Origin of the sequence: Streptomyces novaecaesareae (assembly GCF_000716875.1) — a bacterium.
In the GTDB taxonomy this organism is placed as follows: Bacteria; Actinomycetota; Actinomycetes; order Streptomycetales; family Streptomycetaceae; genus Kitasatospora; species Kitasatospora novaecaesareae.
The window spans coordinates 49,721-65,302 of the sequence record NZ_JNWQ01000005.1; the positions used below are offsets into that span (position 1 = coordinate 49,721).

Annotated in this window: 13 protein-coding genes; 6 read left to right on the forward strand and 7 right to left on the reverse strand. The window is 74.1% G+C overall.

Annotated features, from left to right (window positions below; translation table 11 throughout):
• The first annotated feature begins 277 nt into the window (after window positions 1-277).
• Together OP86_RS03155 and ptsP are read left to right on the forward strand one after the other, a co-directional pair.
• The gene (locus OP86_RS03155) at window positions 278-550 is read left to right on the forward strand and encodes an HPr family phosphocarrier protein (protein ID WP_030058525.1); all 273 of its coding nucleotides are present in this window, start codon (window positions 278-280) and stop codon (window positions 548-550) included.
• Window positions 547-2,205 carry a phosphoenolpyruvate--protein phosphotransferase gene (ptsP, locus tag OP86_RS03160; RefSeq protein WP_030058524.1) on the forward strand — a complete coding sequence of 553 codons (1,659 nt, stop codon included), beginning with the start codon at window positions 547-549 and terminating at the stop codon, window positions 2,203-2,205. Before OP86_RS03155 ends, ptsP begins: the two co-directional genes overlap by 4 nt.
• 70 nt (window positions 2,206-2,275) lie before the next feature.
• On the opposite strand, the gene OP86_RS03165 is transcribed toward ptsP, so the two are convergent.
• Both OP86_RS03165 and OP86_RS03170 read right to left on the reverse strand, forming a co-directional pair.
• Window positions 2,276-3,241 carry a DNA-3-methyladenine glycosylase family protein gene (locus OP86_RS03165; protein ID WP_030058523.1) on the reverse strand — a complete coding sequence of 322 codons (966 nt, stop codon included), beginning with the start codon at window positions 3,239-3,241 and terminating at the stop codon, window positions 2,276-2,278.
• 3 nt (window positions 3,242-3,244) lie between these two features.
• Window positions 3,245-3,616 carry a VOC family protein gene (locus OP86_RS03170; protein WP_030058522.1) on the reverse strand — a complete coding sequence of 124 codons (372 nt, stop codon included), beginning with the start codon at window positions 3,614-3,616 and terminating at the stop codon, window positions 3,245-3,247.
• 83 nt (window positions 3,617-3,699) lie between these two features.
• On the opposite strand from OP86_RS03170, the gene OP86_RS03175 reads away from it, so the two are divergent.
• Window positions 3,700-4,161: a MarR family winged helix-turn-helix transcriptional regulator gene (locus OP86_RS03175; RefSeq protein WP_030058521.1), complete on the forward strand. Its 462-nt coding sequence runs from the start codon at window positions 3,700-3,702 to the stop codon at window positions 4,159-4,161.
• 48 nt (window positions 4,162-4,209) lie between these two features.
• Here the strand turns inward: OP86_RS03175 and aspA are convergent, their stop codons facing one another.
• The 5 genes from aspA to OP86_RS03200 all read right to left on the reverse strand — a co-directional run bounded on the left by aspA (window position 4,210) and on the right by OP86_RS03200 (window position 10,354).
• Window positions 4,210-5,619, reverse strand: coding sequence for an aspartate ammonia-lyase (gene aspA / locus OP86_RS03180; protein WP_030058520.1), 1,410 nt, complete (start codon window positions 5,617-5,619; stop codon window positions 4,210-4,212).
• A 53-nt stretch (window positions 5,620-5,672) separates the two neighbouring features.
• Window positions 5,673-6,695 (reverse strand): asparaginase, encoded by a 1,023-nt coding sequence (locus tag OP86_RS03185; RefSeq protein WP_033330798.1) that lies wholly within the window; start codon window positions 6,693-6,695, stop codon window positions 5,673-5,675.
• A gap of 96 nt (window positions 6,696-6,791) precedes the next feature.
• Complete coding sequence (locus OP86_RS03190) at window positions 6,792-8,237, reverse strand: amino acid permease (RefSeq protein ID WP_030062526.1); 1,446 nt, start codon at window positions 8,235-8,237, stop codon at window positions 6,792-6,794.
• Complete coding sequence (locus OP86_RS03195) at window positions 8,234-8,911, reverse strand: FadR/GntR family transcriptional regulator (RefSeq protein WP_030062525.1); 678 nt, start codon at window positions 8,909-8,911, stop codon at window positions 8,234-8,236. Before OP86_RS03195 ends, OP86_RS03190 begins: the two co-directional genes overlap by 4 nt.
• 198 nt (window positions 8,912-9,109) lie before the next feature.
• Complete coding sequence (locus OP86_RS03200; protein ID WP_245231768.1) at window positions 9,110-10,354, reverse strand: MFS transporter; 1,245 nt, start codon at window positions 10,352-10,354, stop codon at window positions 9,110-9,112.
• Between the two features lie 310 nt (window positions 10,355-10,664).
• On the opposite strand from OP86_RS03200, the gene OP86_RS03205 reads away from it, so the two are divergent.
• The 3 genes from OP86_RS03205 to OP86_RS38640 all read left to right on the forward strand — a co-directional run bounded on the left by OP86_RS03205 (window position 10,665) and on the right by OP86_RS38640 (window position 15,543).
• Entirely contained in the window at window positions 10,665-11,726 is a 1,062-nt protein-coding gene (locus OP86_RS03205; RefSeq protein WP_033330800.1) for a cobalamin-independent methionine synthase II family protein, read from the forward strand.
• A gap of 104 nt (window positions 11,727-11,830) precedes the next feature.
• Entirely contained in the window at window positions 11,831-12,361 is a 531-nt protein-coding gene (locus OP86_RS03210; protein WP_030062522.1) for a GNAT family N-acetyltransferase, read from the forward strand.
• 122 nt (window positions 12,362-12,483) lie between these two features.
• Entirely contained in the window at window positions 12,484-15,543 is a 3,060-nt protein-coding gene (locus OP86_RS38640) for an AfsR/SARP family transcriptional regulator (RefSeq protein WP_037777709.1), read from the forward strand.
• Window positions 15,544-15,582 lie beyond the last annotated feature (39 nt).

Consider the following 15,582-nt stretch of genomic DNA (forward strand, 5'->3'; position numbering starts at 1 on the left):
AAGCAAGAGGTCGTACGGGCTTCTGCGGTCATCTGTGAGTTTGCCCGAACGTGTTGACATCGCTCGCCGATCGGGCGTAGAACCAATCGAAACAACGCGCTAACGGGCGTGAAACCACAGCATGCCCGGCCTCCGCCACTGCCCCCGTACCGCGGAGACCGGGTTCCGATCACGGTGGGCCGCGCACCACCCTTCGCGCGGGCCACCGTGCCCCTTCTCCCCCGCCGACCCGGATCCCACCCGGGCCGGCGGCTCCCCTCTCCTCCAAGGACCTCCCATGCACTCCATCCAGGTCACCGTCGGCTCCCGGAGCGGCTTGCACGCCCGCCCGGCCTCGCTGTTCGTCCAGGCCGCCGCCCGCCAGCCGGCCAAGGTCACCGTCGGCCGTCCGGGCCAGGCCCCGGTCGACGCCCGCAGCCTGCTCTCCGTCCTCGCCCTCGCGGCCGGTTGCGGCGAGACCCTGGAGCTCACCGCGGCCGGCGACCAGGCCCAGGACGCGCTGACGGCGCTCGCCGACCTGCTCGCCTCCGACCTCGACGCTGCGGCATGAGTGATCCGATCCGCGGGATCGGCGTCGGCACGGGCAGCGCGGCAGGCCCGGTCGCCCGGATGGCGTCCGTACCCGCGCTGCCCGCCCCGAGGCCCGTCACCGACCCGGCGGCCGAGGCGTCAGCGGTCCGCGCCGCCCTCGGCGCGGTCGTCACCGACCTGGACGAGCGTGCCGCCCGGGTGAGCGGCGCCGGTGCCGAGGTGCTCGCCGCCCAGGCCATGATGGCCGCCGACCCGGTCCTCGCCGACGAGGCGGCCGCCCTGGTCGAGCGGGGCACCGACGGCGCCCACGCGCTCACCGCCGCCTTCGACGGCTTCCGCGCCGCGCTGGTCGCCGCCGGCGGTCACTTCGCGGAACGCGCCGCCGACCTGGACGACCTGCGCGACCGCGCGGTGGCGCACCTGCTCGGCCTGCCCGTGCCCGGCCTGCCCGACCCCGGGCACCCGTACGTCCTGGTCGCCGACGACCTGGCACCCGCGGACACGGCGCTGCTCGACCCCGCCCGGGTGCTGGCGCTGGTCACCGTCCGCGGCGGGCCGACCAGCCACACCGCCATCCTCGCCAAGGCGCTCGGTGTGCCCGCCGTGGTCGGCTGCGCCGGCGCCATGGAGCTGGAGGACGGCCGGCACGTCCTGGTGCACGGCGCGGACGGCGTGGTCGAGCCCGACCCGAGCCCGGAGGCGCTCGGGCGGGCGGCAGATCGGGAGCGCCGACGCCGCGAGCTGCTCGCCGGGGTCCAGGGGCCGGGCCGGACGGCGGACGGCCATCCCGTCGCGCTGCTGGTCAACCTCGGTGCGCCGCACGAGCTGGCCGGCGCGGCCGCTGCCGACGCCGAGGGCGTGGGCCTGTTCCGCACCGAGTTCCTCTTCCTGGACCGTGCCGAGGCTCCCAGCCGCACCGAACAGGCCGCCGCCTACCGGAAGGTCTTCGCGGCCTTCGCCGGTCGCCGGGTGGTCGTCCGCACACTCGACGCGGGCGCGGACAAACCGCTGCCCTTCGCCACCTCCGCCGACGAGGAGAACCCGGCCCTGGGCGTCCGCGGTCTGCGGACGGCCGCCCGCGACCCCGAGCTCCTGGAGACCCAGCTCGCCGCGATCGCCGAGGCCGCCGAGGCCGGCACCGCGCAGGTCTGGGTGATGGCCCCGATGGTGTCCGTTCCTCGGGAGGCCGCCGAGTTCGCCGCCCGGGTCCGCGCACACGGCCTGCCGCTGGCCGGCGCGATGATCGAGGTCCCGGCGGCCGCCCTGCGAGCCGACCGGCTGGCCGAGGTCTGCGACTTCTTCAGCGTCGGCACCAACGACCTGGCCCAGTACACCTTCGCGGCCGACCGCACGCTCGGCTCCCTCGCCGAACTGCTCGACCCGTGGCAGCCGGCCCTGCTCGCGCTGGTCGCCGCCGCCGCCAGGGCCGCGGCCGAGCACGGCCGTCCGATCGGTGTGTGCGGCGAAGCCGCCGCCGACCCGGAACTCGCCCTGGTGCTGGTCGGCCTCGGCATCACCAGTCTGTCGGCCGCACCCGCCTCGCTCCCCGAGGTCCGGGCGGCACTGGCCGCCCGCACCCTCGCGGAGTGCCGCGAACTCGCCGAGCTGGCCCTGCTCGCCGAGGACGCCGCCGACGCCCGCGGCAAGGTCCGGTCGAGGATCGCCGGGCACTGATGCACTCGTTCGGAGCGCCTGTCCCGATCTGCCCCGACTCGGAGAGCTGGGCTCGGGGCTCGGCCTCGATTCAACTCCGGCTCGGCACCCGGCAGGTCGGGCCTCCTGCTGTGGCCTGGGCACGGCTGCGCAGCAGGAGGGCGACCCAGCTGCGGTAGGGCCGCCACCGGTCGGCGATCCCGGCGAGTCGGGTGACGTCGGTGGCGGCCGAGGCGTCGAGCCCGTAGGCGCCGACGATGGCCCGGTGGAGGCGTGGCTCGTGGCGGGGGAAGACGTCGGGGTGTCCTGCTCCCCGGATGAGGACGAGTTCGGCGGAGAAGGGGCCGATGCCGGGAAGGGCACGCAGTTCGGCGAGGGCCTGGTCCGCGGGTAGGGCGCGCAGGCGGGCTGCGTCGAGGTGTCCGTCGAGGGCCGCTTCGGCCAGCGCGTGCAGTCGCTGGATCTTGAGGTCGGTCAGCCCGGGCACCCCGGTGAGCGTGCGCAGGGCGGCGGGCGTGGGGAAGGCGTGCAGGGCCTGGCCTGCGATGTCCGTGCGCGATCCGTGCCGGCGGGCGATGTGGGCCTTGATGGCGGCTGCCTGGGTCATCCGGATGCGGTTGCCGATGACGGCCCAGGCGGCGGCTTCGTAGGGCGAGTGGAAGCAGACCGGGCGCAGCCCGGGATGGTCCGCCATGAGTCCGGCCACCACCGGATCCGAGGCAAGAGCGGGGAACGCGGTGCCGTCGGTGTCGAGGGAGAGGATGCGGGCGAGCTGGGCGGCGGCGGCCGGGCCGGCCGCACGTCCGTCGGTCGCCGCCCGGGCCGGGGCGCCGGGGTGCACGGCGAGTTCGGCGTGGACCGTGCCCGGGGTGCCGTCCGCCCCCACCTCCTGTCGGACCGCGGCCGCGATGACGGAGGTCCCGTCGTCGGCGGGGAAGGCGAGGCGGAGGATCCCGTCGGTGGCGCGGGGGTGGCTCGCGGGGGTGAAGCCCTCCAGGAACCGGATGGCGGCGGCGAGCGAGAAGGGTCCGGCGGGGGTGAGGGAGACGGCGGTCACGGGTCAGCCTCCGTGCGCGGTGAGGGTGTAGCCCTCGGGGCCCTCGAAGGAGAACATCGGCCCGAAGGGGCTGTCCGCCATGGGGGTCAGGATCCTGACGCCGGCGGCGGAGAGCTGGTCACGGAGCTGGTGGGCGTCGGAGGTCCGGAACCAGAGCACCACGCCCAGGCCGGGCCGGGCGGAGTCGGCGAGGTCGACGCCCGGGAGGAGCTCTCGGACGGCGAACGGGGTCGGCTTGGTGTCGAACACGACCGCGTGCGGCGGCGAGACCGCGGCCCGGCGCAGCCCCAGGTGCTGTTCGCAGAAGGCGGCTGCGGCGGCCACGTCGCGGACCTGCAGGGCGACGAAGTCGGGGCCGTCGATGGTGACGGGCATGGGGGATCTCCTCGGTTTCGAATGTCAGGACTTTGACATAGTGGAGACTAGGACGCCCGGGCGGAGCGTGTCAAAATGCTGACATGATGGAGAAGTCGCAGGCCGAGCCGCCGCACCACGCCAAAGACGTCACCCGGCACGTGGGGTATGCACTCAAGCGCACCCAGGCCGCCCTGCGCAGCGCCATGGACGGGGTCCTGCGCGAGTACGGACTGACCGTTCCGCAGTACGCCACCCTCGAACTCCTGGCCCTGAACCCCGGCATGTCCAACGCCGACCTCGCGCGCGCGACCTTCGTCACCCGGCAGTCCGGCAACGTCGTACTGCAGGGCCTGCAGGAGGCGGGGCTGATCACCCGCCCGGCCACCGCCGACCACGGCCGGGCGCGCCCGGCCCACCTCACCGAGGAGGGCCGGGCGCGCCTGGACGCCGTCCAGGACGCCGTCTACGCCATCGAGCGGCACATGACGGCAGCGATCCCGCCCGAGCGCCTGGCGGCGCTGCTCGCCGACCTCGACCGCATGGCGGCAGCCCTGGAGGAGTGACCGACCGTCAGGTCGGTCACCGACCGGGATCCGACAGCGGTCCTGCCCTCAGGCCACGGCCGCTCCGCTGCCGGCGATGACCTCGGGCCGCAGCAGGGCGGCGAGCTTCTCCGCCGGGAGCAGGCCCTTCTCCAGGACGAGTTCGGCCACGCCCCGCCCGCCGGCCAGGGCCTCCTTGGCGATGTCGGTGGCGGCCGTGTACCCGATGTGCGGGTTCAGGGCGGTCACCAGGCCGATGGAGTTCTCGACGGTCGCGCGCAGCGCCTCGGTGTTGGCGGTGATGCCGACGACGCAGCGCTCGGCGAGGGTGAGGCAGGCCGCGCGCAGGTGGGTGACGGACTCCGACAACGAGTGCAGGATGATCGGCTCGAAGGCGTTGAGCTGGAGCTGCCCGGCCTCGGCGGCCATGGTGACGGCGACGTCGTTGCCGATCACCTCGAAGGCGACCTGGTTGACGACTTCGGGGATCACCGGGTTGACCTTGCCCGGCATGATGCTCGAACCGGCCTGCACCGGCGGCAGGTTGATCTCGCCGAGGCCCGCGCGCGGCCCGGAGGACAGCAGCCGCAGGTCGTTGCAGGTCTTGGACAGCTTGACGGCGACGCGCTTGAGCACGCCGGACATCTGGACGAACGCGCCGCAGTCCTGGGTGGCTTCGACCAGGTTGGCCGCGGTGACCAGGGGCAGCCCGGTGATGTCGGCGAGGTGCCGCCGGGCCGATTCGGCGTATCCGGCGGGGGCGTTGAGCCCCGTGCCGATCGCCGTCGCGCCGAGGTTGATCTCCTGGATCAGCTCGACGGCTTCCGCGAGCCGGCTGCGGTCCTCGTCGAGCATGACGGCGAACGCGGAGAACTCCTGCCCGAGCGTCATCGGCACGGCGTCCTGCAGCTGGGTGCGGCCCATCTTCAGCACGTCGCGGAACTCGGCGGACTTGCCTGCGAAGGCGTCCTGGAGGACGGCCATCGCGTCGAGCAGGCCGCGCACCGCGTAGACGGTCGCGATCCGGACCGCGGTCGGGTAGACGTCGTTGGTGGACTGGCCGAGGTTGACGTCCTCGTTGGGGTGCAGGTGCCCGTACTCGCCCCTGGCGTGGCCCAGCAGCTCCAGCGCCCGGTTGGCGACGACCTCGTTGGCGTTCATGTTGGTCGAGGTGCCGGCGCCGCCCTGGATGACGTCGACGACGAACTGGTCGTGCAGCTTCCCGCTGCGGATCTCCCGGCAGGCGCCGACGATCGCGGCGGCCTTCCGCGGCTCCAGCAGGCCGAGTTCCTCGTTGGCGAGGGCGGCGGCCTCCTTCACGGCGGCCAGGGCGTCGATCAGGTGCGGGTAGGCGGAGATGGGCGTGCCCGTGATGGGGAAGTTCTCCGTGGCGCGCAGGGTGTGGACGCCCCAGTAGGCGTCGGCGGGGACGTCGCGGTCCCCGAGCAGGTCGTGTTCGCTACGGGTGGCGGCGGTCATGGGTGCGGGTCCTCTTCCTGAGGTGGGTGGGCGGGGTCGTGGCCCGGCGGGGGTCAGGCGGCAGCGGCAGCGGGAACGGCGGACGGGTCCAGCGCCGCCACCGGCCGGATGCCGCCGACGGTCCGGCCGCCGCCGGTCATCGGCTCCCCGGCGAAGGCCGCCAGCAGCCGGGGGTCGACTCCCGCCCGGGCCAGTGCGGCGGCGGCCACCGGGACGCGCGCCCGGTTCGCCCCGTCGGCGATCTTCACGGCGACGGCCCGGCCGTCCGGGAGCGCGGCGATCTGGACGCCCTCGAAGCCGTCCTTGGCGAGCAGCCCGGGCACCGCGCGCATCAGCTCGGCGACGTCCCGCCCCGCGCCGGAGGCCATCTCCGGGTGGCCGCGCAGCGCGTCCGCCACCCGCCGCTCGACCGTGCCCGGCGCCGCCGTGGCGATGCGGGCGGCGGCGCGGGCGAGGCCGTGCAGGGACACCGAGAACAGCGGGGAGCCGCAGCCGTCCACGGTGACGTTGGCGATGTGCTGCCCGGTGAGCTCCTCGACGACCTCGGCGATCGCCGTCTGGAGCGGATGGGCAGGGTCGAGGTAGGTGTCCAGGGGCCAGCTGTTGAGCGCGCAGAGGTACAGCATCGCGGCGTGCTTGCCGGAGCAGTTCTGGGCCAGCCGGGAGGGCGCGCGGCCCTCGCGCACCCAGGCGTCTCGGGCGGCCGGGCCGTACGGAAGGTCCGGGACGTTGCGCAGGTCGTCCTCGGTGAGGCCGGCCAGTGCGAGGATCCGGCGGGCCCCGGCGAGGTGGCGTTCCTCGCCGGAGTGGCTGCCCATCGCCAGGGCGAGCAGGTCACCGTCGAGCGGCAGCCCGGCCCGCACCATGGCGACGGCCTGCACGGGCTTGAGCGCGGACCGCGGGTAGCAGGCCGCCTCGATGTCGCCGGTGCGGAAGCGTGGTTCGCCGTCGCCGCCGAGGACGACGACGGAACCGTAGTGGATGCCCTCGACCACGCCGCCACGGCTGACGTGGGCGACGGGCGAGTGGAGGGGCTCACGGATCGGGGGCGCGTCCGCGAGGGAACTGCTGAGCATCACTGCCTCGTTCGATGGTGGGGTGCCACGGCCGTGGCCCGGCTCGCGAAGTCCGGCGAGCGGTGGCTGTTTTGATGGTTGATCAGGAACGGAGGATCAGGAACGGTCGTCGCTCGTGGTCGCGGCGCGGGCGAGGTTGCGGCGCACCGCGTACCAGCCGGCGACCAGCGCCGCGGCGATCAGCGGCACGCACAGCACGGTGGTGCGCGCGGCACCGCCGTCGGCGAACATGAGGACCAGGACCGAGGCGAGGAAGGCGAGCGTGACGAGTTCGGTCCACGGGGAGCCCGGCAGGCGGTAGCCGGGGCGGGTCAGTTCGCCGGCCCGGGTCTTGCGCCAGAACAGGAGGTGGCAGACCATGATCATGCCCCAGGTGGCGAGGATGCCGATCGCCGCGAGGTTGAGCACGATCTCGAACGCGTCGGCCGGGACCACGAAGTTGAGGCCGACACCGAGGACGCACATGCCGCTGGTGAGCAGGATCCCGCCGTACGGCACCTGACTGCGGCTCATCCGCGCGGTGAAGCGCGGAGCGGAGCCGTTGACCGCCATCGAGCGCAGGATCCGCCCGGTCGAGTAGAGGCCGGAGTTGAGCGAGGACATGGCCGCGGTGAGGACGACCAGGTTCATCACGCTGTCGGCCGCCGGGACCCCGACGTGGGACAGCACGGTCACGAACGGGCTCTGGCCGGCGGTGTACCCGCTCCACGGCATCAGCATCGACAGCAGGACGACCGAGCCGACGTAGAACAGGCCCACCCGCCACATGATCGAGTTGATCGCCTTCGGCATGATCTTCTCGGGGTTCTCGGTCTCCCCGGCCGTGACGCCGACCAGTTCGACGGAGGCGTAGGCGAACACCACGCCCTGGATGATCAACAACATCGGCAGCAGGCCGTTGGGGAAGATCCCGCCGTTGTCGGTGATCAGCGAGGGGCCGGGTACCGCGCCGTCCACCGGGTGCCGGGTGACGAGCAGGAAGATCCCGATGCCCATGAAGACCACCAGGGCGCTGACCTTCACGATCGCGAACCAGAACTCCAGTTCGCCGAAGATCCGCACCGAGATCAGGTTCACGGTGAGGACCACGGCCAGGGCTATGAGCGCGATCACCCACTGCGGGACGCGGGAGAACAGGTGCCAGTAGTGGGTGTACGTGGCGACGGCGGTGATGTCGGCGATGCCGGTGGTCGCCCAGTTGAGGAAGTACATCCAGCCCGCGGTGTACGCGCCCTTCTCCCCCAGGAATTCTCTGGCGTACGACACGAAGGCGCCGGAGGACGGGCGGTACAGGACGAGTTCGCCGAGCGCGCGGACGACGAGGAACGCGAAGACGCCGCAGACGGCGTACGCGACGAACAGTGAGGGCCCGGCTTCGGCGAGGCGTCCGCCCGCGCCGAGGAAGAGCCCGGTGCCGATCGCACCGCCGATCGCGATCATGTTGACGTGCCGGGGTTTCAGGGACTTGCTGTAGCCGGTGTCTCCGGCATCGACGTGACGGGTCGTGGGGAGTTTCTCGTCCTTGAGGAACTGCTCGCTCACGCCTCTGGTCTGCCTTCCGTCGGGGACTCCGCACGCCCGGGGCGCACGATGTCGGTGAGGGTCTTCTCGACGCGGTGCAGGTGGTGCGACATGGCCGCCACCGCGTCGCGCTCGGAACCGTCGATCAGCGCCTCGACGATCGCCCGGTGTTCGCAGTTGGACTGCTCGCGCCGACCGCCCAGCTCGTTGAGGAAGGTCGACTGACGCGCCAGTGCGTCACGGATCTCCTCGATGACCTTGCGGAAGACCGGATTGCGGGAAGCCTCGGCCACCGCCAGGTGGAAGACGGTGTCCAGCGCGACCCACGCGGTGGTGTCGGTCTCCCGCTCCATCCGGTCGAGCAGGTGGGCGAGGTGGTCCAGGTCCTCCGGGGTGCGGCGCAGCGCGGCGTACCCGGCGACCGGGATCTCGACGTGACGGCGCACCTCCAGGAGATCGCTGGCGGCGTAGTCGCCGAAGGTGGGGTCCTCGACCGTGTTCGCCACGACGAAGGTTCCCTTGCCGGTCCTGGAGACGGTCAGGCCCATGGTCTGGAGGGCCCGCAGCGCCTCCCGCAGCACGGGCCGGCTGACCTCCAGGGTCCGGCACAACTCCGCCTCGGACGGAAGCTTGTCCCCCACGGCGTACTCACCGCGCTCGATGGCGCTGCGCAGGTGGCCGAACACCGCTTCCATCGCGCTGACGCGCCGCGGGATCGAGCCTCCTGTCTGGCTGTCTGACAGGTTCACGAGCCGATCCTGGAGGCTGCGGCCCGGCGGTGTCAAGACCCTGCGTCGACGCCGCGCCCCGCATCGACATCAAGTCCGCTTGGGGAAGATATGAAAATCATTGCCAACTCTTGACCGGGGTGCTCGCGAGGCGGTCGGCGCTGGTCAGCCGCGGCGCGGGCGGCCCAGCGCGAGCAGGAGGAGGGCCCCGGCCTGGATGGCGACGGTGACGGTGATCAGCACGGGGATGGAGTACGCGTACAGGGCTCCGGCGAGGACGCCGCCGGCCAGGGTCGCGGCGCCGGCCACGGCGGCGAACAGGCCGTAGGCGGTGGCCCGGCGCCCGGGCGGGACGAGGTCGGCGACGGTGGCGCGCAGGGTGGACTCCTGCACGCCCATCGCGGCGCCCCACAGCAGCGCGCCGGCCACGACCGCGGCCAGGGTGTCGGTGAAGGCCAGCGCCGGGACGGCGGCGGCCAGCACCGGCAGCACCGCGAGGGTGCGGGCGCCGTACCGGTCGTAGGCCCAGCCGGTGGCCAGGGCGGCGACCGCGTCGGCGGCCATGGCGGCCGCGTACAGCACCGGCACGGCGGCCGTGGACAGCAGGTGGCGCTCGACCACGTGGAAGGAGAGCACGCCGAACGTGGCGAAGCCGCACAGGGTGGCGGCGGTGAAACCGGCGTACAGCCAGAAGGCGTGCGGCAGCGGCCGGTTGGCCGCCGCGCCGGGCCGAGAGTCAGCGGGCTGAGGCGAGTCAGCGGGCTCGGGCGAGTCGGTGGGCTCGTACCCGGCCGGGTCCGGGACGCGAAGGCGCAGCCGGACCAGCAGGGCCAGGGCGATCACGCCGGGCGCGGCCAGCACTCCGAGGGCCGGGGCGTAGTCGCCGCCGGTGGCCGCCAGGACGGCGGCGACGGTGAGCGGGCCGATCAGCGCGCCGACCTGGTCCATCGCCTCGTGCACGGCGAAGCCGCGGCCGCGCCCGGTGGCGGCGGTCGCGTGGGAGAGCAGGGTGTCCTTGGCCGGCGAGCGCACCGCCTTGCCGACGCGTTCGGCGATGACCAGCGCGCTCGCCACCCCCAGGGTGCCGGCCAGGCCGAGGAACGGGACGGTGGCCACGGTCAGGGCGTAGCCGGCGACCGTCCAGGCCCAGAACCGGCGGGTGCGGTCGGCCAGCGGCCCGGAGACCAGCCGCAGGACGAGCGCGGCCGCCTCGCCGACACCGGTGACGACGCCCACCGCCAGGGCGGAGGCGCCCAGCGAGGCCAGCAGCGGCCCGGTGACCGAGCGGGCGCCCTCGTAGACGAAGTCCATCAGCAGGCTGACCGTGCCGAACGCCATCACGAAGCGCCACGGCCGCATCCGCGGGGCACCGGCCCGACCGGACGGCGGACGGCCGGGGGCGGCGCTCACGCGGCGCCCTCCCCCGCGAACGGCTCGCCACTGCCGACCACGTCGTTGCTCGACACCCGCATGCTTCACCAGCTCCTGACCGGCGCACGGCGCTCCCGGTGCTCCCGGTGCTCCCCGGCGGAGCAAGCCGACCGTGCAGTCCGCAGGAGAACCTACTGGGTGAGACGGCGCACACCGGCGCGCGTGCCACTGTTCGCGCGCCCCCTTTTCAGCTCAATTTCCTTGCCAGGAAGCCGAGTCGGGTAGCTTGGGCACCCCGACTGAGCACATTTCACGGATGGGGAACATTGTGGACAGGAATGGCACGGCAGTGATCGAAACCGAGCCGATCGGCAGCATCCCGCGGCCCGTCGAACTGCTCACGGCCATGGCCGACCATGCGGCAGGCCGGATCGGGGACGACGACCTCGCCGCCGCCCAGGACCGTGCGGTCGCGGACACCATCCGCCGCCTGGAGGAGATCGGCTCACCGGTCGTCACCGACGGCGAGCAGTCCAAGCCCAGCTTCGCCACCTACCCGCTGACCGGCCTGGACCAGCTGGCGCCCGACGGCGCCGTCATCCCCTTCGCCGACGGACACCACCGGCAGCTGCCCCGCCTGACCGGCGGGCCCCTGCGCTACGGCGTCCACGCCGACCGGTACCTGCGGGCGGCGCTGCAGCACGCGACCGTACCGGTGAAGCAGGCCGTCATCGCGCCCTCCGCGCTCAGCCTGCTCTACCCGGCGGACGGCATCGACGGCTACCCGCGCGAGACCTTCCTCGACGACCTCACGGCCGCGGCCGAGACCGACATCCGGGGCTGTCTGGAGGCTGGCGCACACCGCGTCCAGCTCGACTTCACCGAGGCTCGCCTCTCCCTGAAGCTCGACCCGAGCGGGGGCCTGCTGGAGCATTTCATCGAGATCAACAACCGGGTCCTGGAGCGCTTCACCCCCGCCGAGCAGGCCAGGATCGGCGTGCACACCTGCCCCGGCGGCGACCAGGACTCCACCCACAGTCTCGACGTCGACTACAAGGCGCTGCTCCCCGTATTGCTCCGGCTCAAGGTCGGCGCGTTCTACGTGCAGCTCGCCAGCGAGCCCGAGCCGGACACCGTCCTCTCCGTCCTCGCCGACCACCTTCCCGCGCAGGCGCGGATCTTCGTCGGGGTCACCGATCCGATCGACCCTCAGGTGGAGACGCCCGAGCAGGTCCGCGACCGCGTGCTGACCGCCGCCCGGCACCTGCCCGTCGACCGCCTGGGCACCTGCGACGACTGCGGCTTCTCCCCGTTCGCCGACGACACGTCCACGTCCCGGGAGACCGCCTTCGCCAAGATCCGCGCACGTGTCGAGGGCACCGCTCTCGCCGCCGCCGCACTGGGCGTCTAGGCGTCACCAACCCTCACCTGCCCCGGGCGCCCGTGCAGGCACGGCACGGGCGGCCCGCCGGGAATTCCGTGGCCGGGGCGCCGCCACGGTGATAACAATGTGACATGCTACAGGGTGCTCACATCACTCTCCGGGCCCGGCACGAGGCCGACATCCCCGTGTTCCAGGCCGAGTTGTACGACGACGTCGCCACCCGCTCGCGGGCCGACTCCCGGCCCTGGCGGCCCGTCCCGCCGGGCTCGGCGCAGTCTCCCTACGTGGTCGCGGGGCCGTCCGACGAGGCCGTGCCCTTCTCCGTGGTGGAGACGGCCTCCGGGGAACTGGCCGGTGAGGCCCTGCTCTGGGGCATCGACACCCACAACCGCAACGCCCACCTGGGCGTCGCGCTGCGGCCGGGCCACCGGGGGCGCGGGCTCGCGGCGGACGTCCTGCGGGTGCTGTGCCACTACGGCTTCCCGGTGCTCGGCCTGCGCCGACTCCAGCTGGAGACGCTCGCGGACAACACGCCGATGCTCCGGGCCGCCGCCAGGGCCGGGTTCACCGTCGAGGGAACGCTGCGCCGCTCGGCGTGGGTGTACGGGGACTTCGCCGACCAGGTGATCCTCGGACTGCTGGCCGAGGAGTGGCAGGGTTGACTTCCTCCCCGCCTATACGCCGGGTGTTCACCCGCCGATTGGATTCCCGGAGCATGGTGCGTCTACATTCCGAGTTGTCATGACTCACGCCGTCCAGGCGGCCTCGGAGGAGTAGAGAGCTCGTGGAGATCCTCTTGCTGGGGCCGGTGGAACTTCGGGCGGGCGACGGCTCTGCGGTGCACATCGGGGGTGCCAGGCGCCGGGCCGTGCTGGCCGCGCTGGCGATGGAGGTCAACCGGGTGGTGCCGGTCGAGCGGTTGCTCGACATGGTGTGGGACCAGGCACCGCCGCCGAGCGCCAAGGCCGTGTTGCAGGGTCATGTGGCCAGCCTGCGCGGGCTGTTCGACGACAGCGTCCGGCTGATCACCCGGGAGCCCGGGTACCTGTTGCAGGCCGACCCGGACCAGATCGACGCGCACCGCCAGGACGGTCTGCTGGCGCGCGCCCAGGCCGAGGAGGACCAGGCGGCGGTACGGCTGCTGCGCCGGGTACTGGGCGAGTGGCGCGGCCCTGCGCTCGCGGACTGCGGCTCCCGGGCCCTGCGCGAGCGCTCGGCGCAGCACTTCGAGGGCACCCGGCTGCGAGCCCTGGAGCAGCTGACCGAGCGGCTGCTGCGCTCCGGACAGGGGGCGCTCGTCACGGCCGAACTGGCCGATGCGTTCGCGGCGCACCCGCTGCGCGAGTCCCTGGCCCGGCTGCTGATGCTCTGTCTGCACCAGGACGGCCGCGACCCGGAGGCGCTGGCGGTCTACCGGAACGTTCACGCCCGGCTGACCGAGGAGGCCGGGGTCGACCCGGGCACCGAATTACGGGCGGCCCTGGACGAAGTGCTCGGCACCGTCCCGGCGGGCGGCGCGCCCACCCGCCCGGCCGGGGGCAGCGGCCAGCCCGCGGCCGGCGGCCGGACCGGGGCCGCCCGGCCCGCCCGCCGGGCCCGCGGCGCTCGCCCCGCCGCACCGGTCCGCACGGCGGAGCCCGTCGCCGCCGCCGTCCCGTGGCCGCCGGCCGCACCGCGCTCGGCCGGCGCGCCGGGCTCCCTCACCGCGCCACGGCCGGCGGCACCGACCGCCGCGCCGCCCACGCCGCCCGCACCCACGCCGCCCGCACCCACAGCGCCCGACGCCACCGCCCCCGACCACTCCGTCAGCCAACTCCCCCGCGAGGCCCGCGGATTCACCGGCCGGGCGAACGAGCTGGCCTGGCTGGAGGAGCACGCCGGGCAGGCCGTCGGGCTGGCCGACGGCCTGCTGGCCGTCACCGGCCCGGCCGGGGTCGGCAAGACCGCGCTGGTGCTGCGCTGGGCGCACCGCTTCGCGCGCTCCTTCCCGGACGGCCGGCACTGGGTCGACCTGCGGGGGTTCGACGAGGGTGCGCCGCTCACCCCGGAGGAGGCGCTCGCCGCGCTGCTGCGCTCGCTCGGGGTGTCCCGGGCCTGCGTCCCGGAGGATCTGGCGGGCCGGACGGCGCTGTACCGGACGGTGCTGGCGGAGCGCCGGGCGCTGATCGTGCTGGAGAACGCCCGCGACGCCGAGCAGGTCGGCCCGCTGCTGCCCGGCGGCGCCGGCTGTCTGACGGTGGTCACCAGCCGGGAGCGGCTGTGCGAGCTGGTGGCGCTGGAGGGCGCGGCCGTGCTGCCGCTCGGTCTGCTGACGGCCGAGGAAGGGCTGGCCGTGCTGGCCCGGGTCGCGGGCGCGGAACGGCTCGCCGCCGAACCCTCGGCGGCCGCACGGGTGGTGGAGCTCTGCGAGGGGCTGCCGCTGGCGCTGCGGATCGCGGCGGCCCGACTGGCCACCCGCCCGGGGTGGCCGGTGGCGGCGCTGGCCGAGGAGCTGTCCGACGAGCGGTCGCGGCTGGCCGCGCTGGCCGTGGCGGGCTCGCTGAGCATCGAGGCCGCGCTCGAACTCAGCTGCCGCACCCTGCCCGTCCCGGCGCTGGAGCTGTTCGGCGTGCTCGGGCTGCACCCGGGCCAGCAGATCGACACCCACGCGGCGGCCGCCCTCGCGGGCACGGACCTCCGGTCGGTCCGCGCGGCGCTCACCACGCTCGACTCCGCCCACCTGCTCCAGGAGACCGCGCCCGGCCGGTACGCCCGGCACGATCTGGTCCGGCTCTACTCCCGCCAGTTGCTGCAGCCCGCCCGGACGCCAGCCCCCGGGCACCCGGCCGACCCCGGGCAACCGCCCGTCGTCCGGATCTGGGCCGCCCGCGCCCGTCTGTTGGACTACTACCTCGCCGCGACCACCGCCGCGGCCGCCACCGCCCGCCCCAACACCCGCTGGCACCAGGCGGATTCGCCGCCGTCCGGCGGCGTTCCGCAGTTCTCCGGCCCCGCCGGGGCGCTCGACTGGTTCCGCCGTGAGGAGCCCGCGATCCGCGAGCTGGTCAGGCTCGCCCAGGGCTGGGGGCTGGTGGACCACGGCTGCCGACTGGCCGTCAACGCCGGGCTCCTCTACTACGACGACGGCGGCCTGCTGCGGGAGTGGGAGCAGACCGTCGCGATCGCGCTGGCCGCCGCCGAGGCCGCCGGGACGGCCGACCGGTGGGCCGATCTGTACGCCGACCACGCGGGCGCGCTCAAGGAGCAGGGCCGGCTCCGGGAGGCCCTGCGCCCGGCCGAGCGGGCCTGTCTGCTGGCCGACCGGCTCGGCGACCCGGCCCTCAGCCACCTGACCCGCACCAGGCTGGCCAACCTCCTGGTGGCGGACGGGCGGCCCGAGCAGGCCGTACCCCACCTGGAGGCCACCGTGGCCGCCGCGCGGGAACTCGCCGACGACCGCCTGCTGGGCCAGTCGCTCAACAACATCGCCCACGCCTGGCTCGGGCTGGACCGCCCCGCGGCCGCGCTGCCCGCCGTCGAGGAGTCGTTGCGCCTGCTCGCCGGCCGGACGGCCGACCCCTTCCTGGTGATCTCCACCCAGACGTACGCCGAGGCCCTCCACGGGCTCGGCCGCGCCGGGGAGGCGATCACCTGGAGCAGCCAGGCCCTCGAACTGGGCCGTTCCCAGGGCAATCACCGGGTCGAGGGGTACTGCGCGGAGTTCGTCGGCGACGTGCTGGCCGAACTCGGCCGCCACGAACAGGCCCAGGCCCGGTGGCGGCACGCCCTCGACCTGGCCACCCGCCAGGGCCGCCCGACCGAACGGCTCAGCGGCAAGCTGGCCGCCGGCCGGCCCGGCCGCTGACCCAGGCCGGGCTGCCCACCGAGCCGACCACCGCCCCAC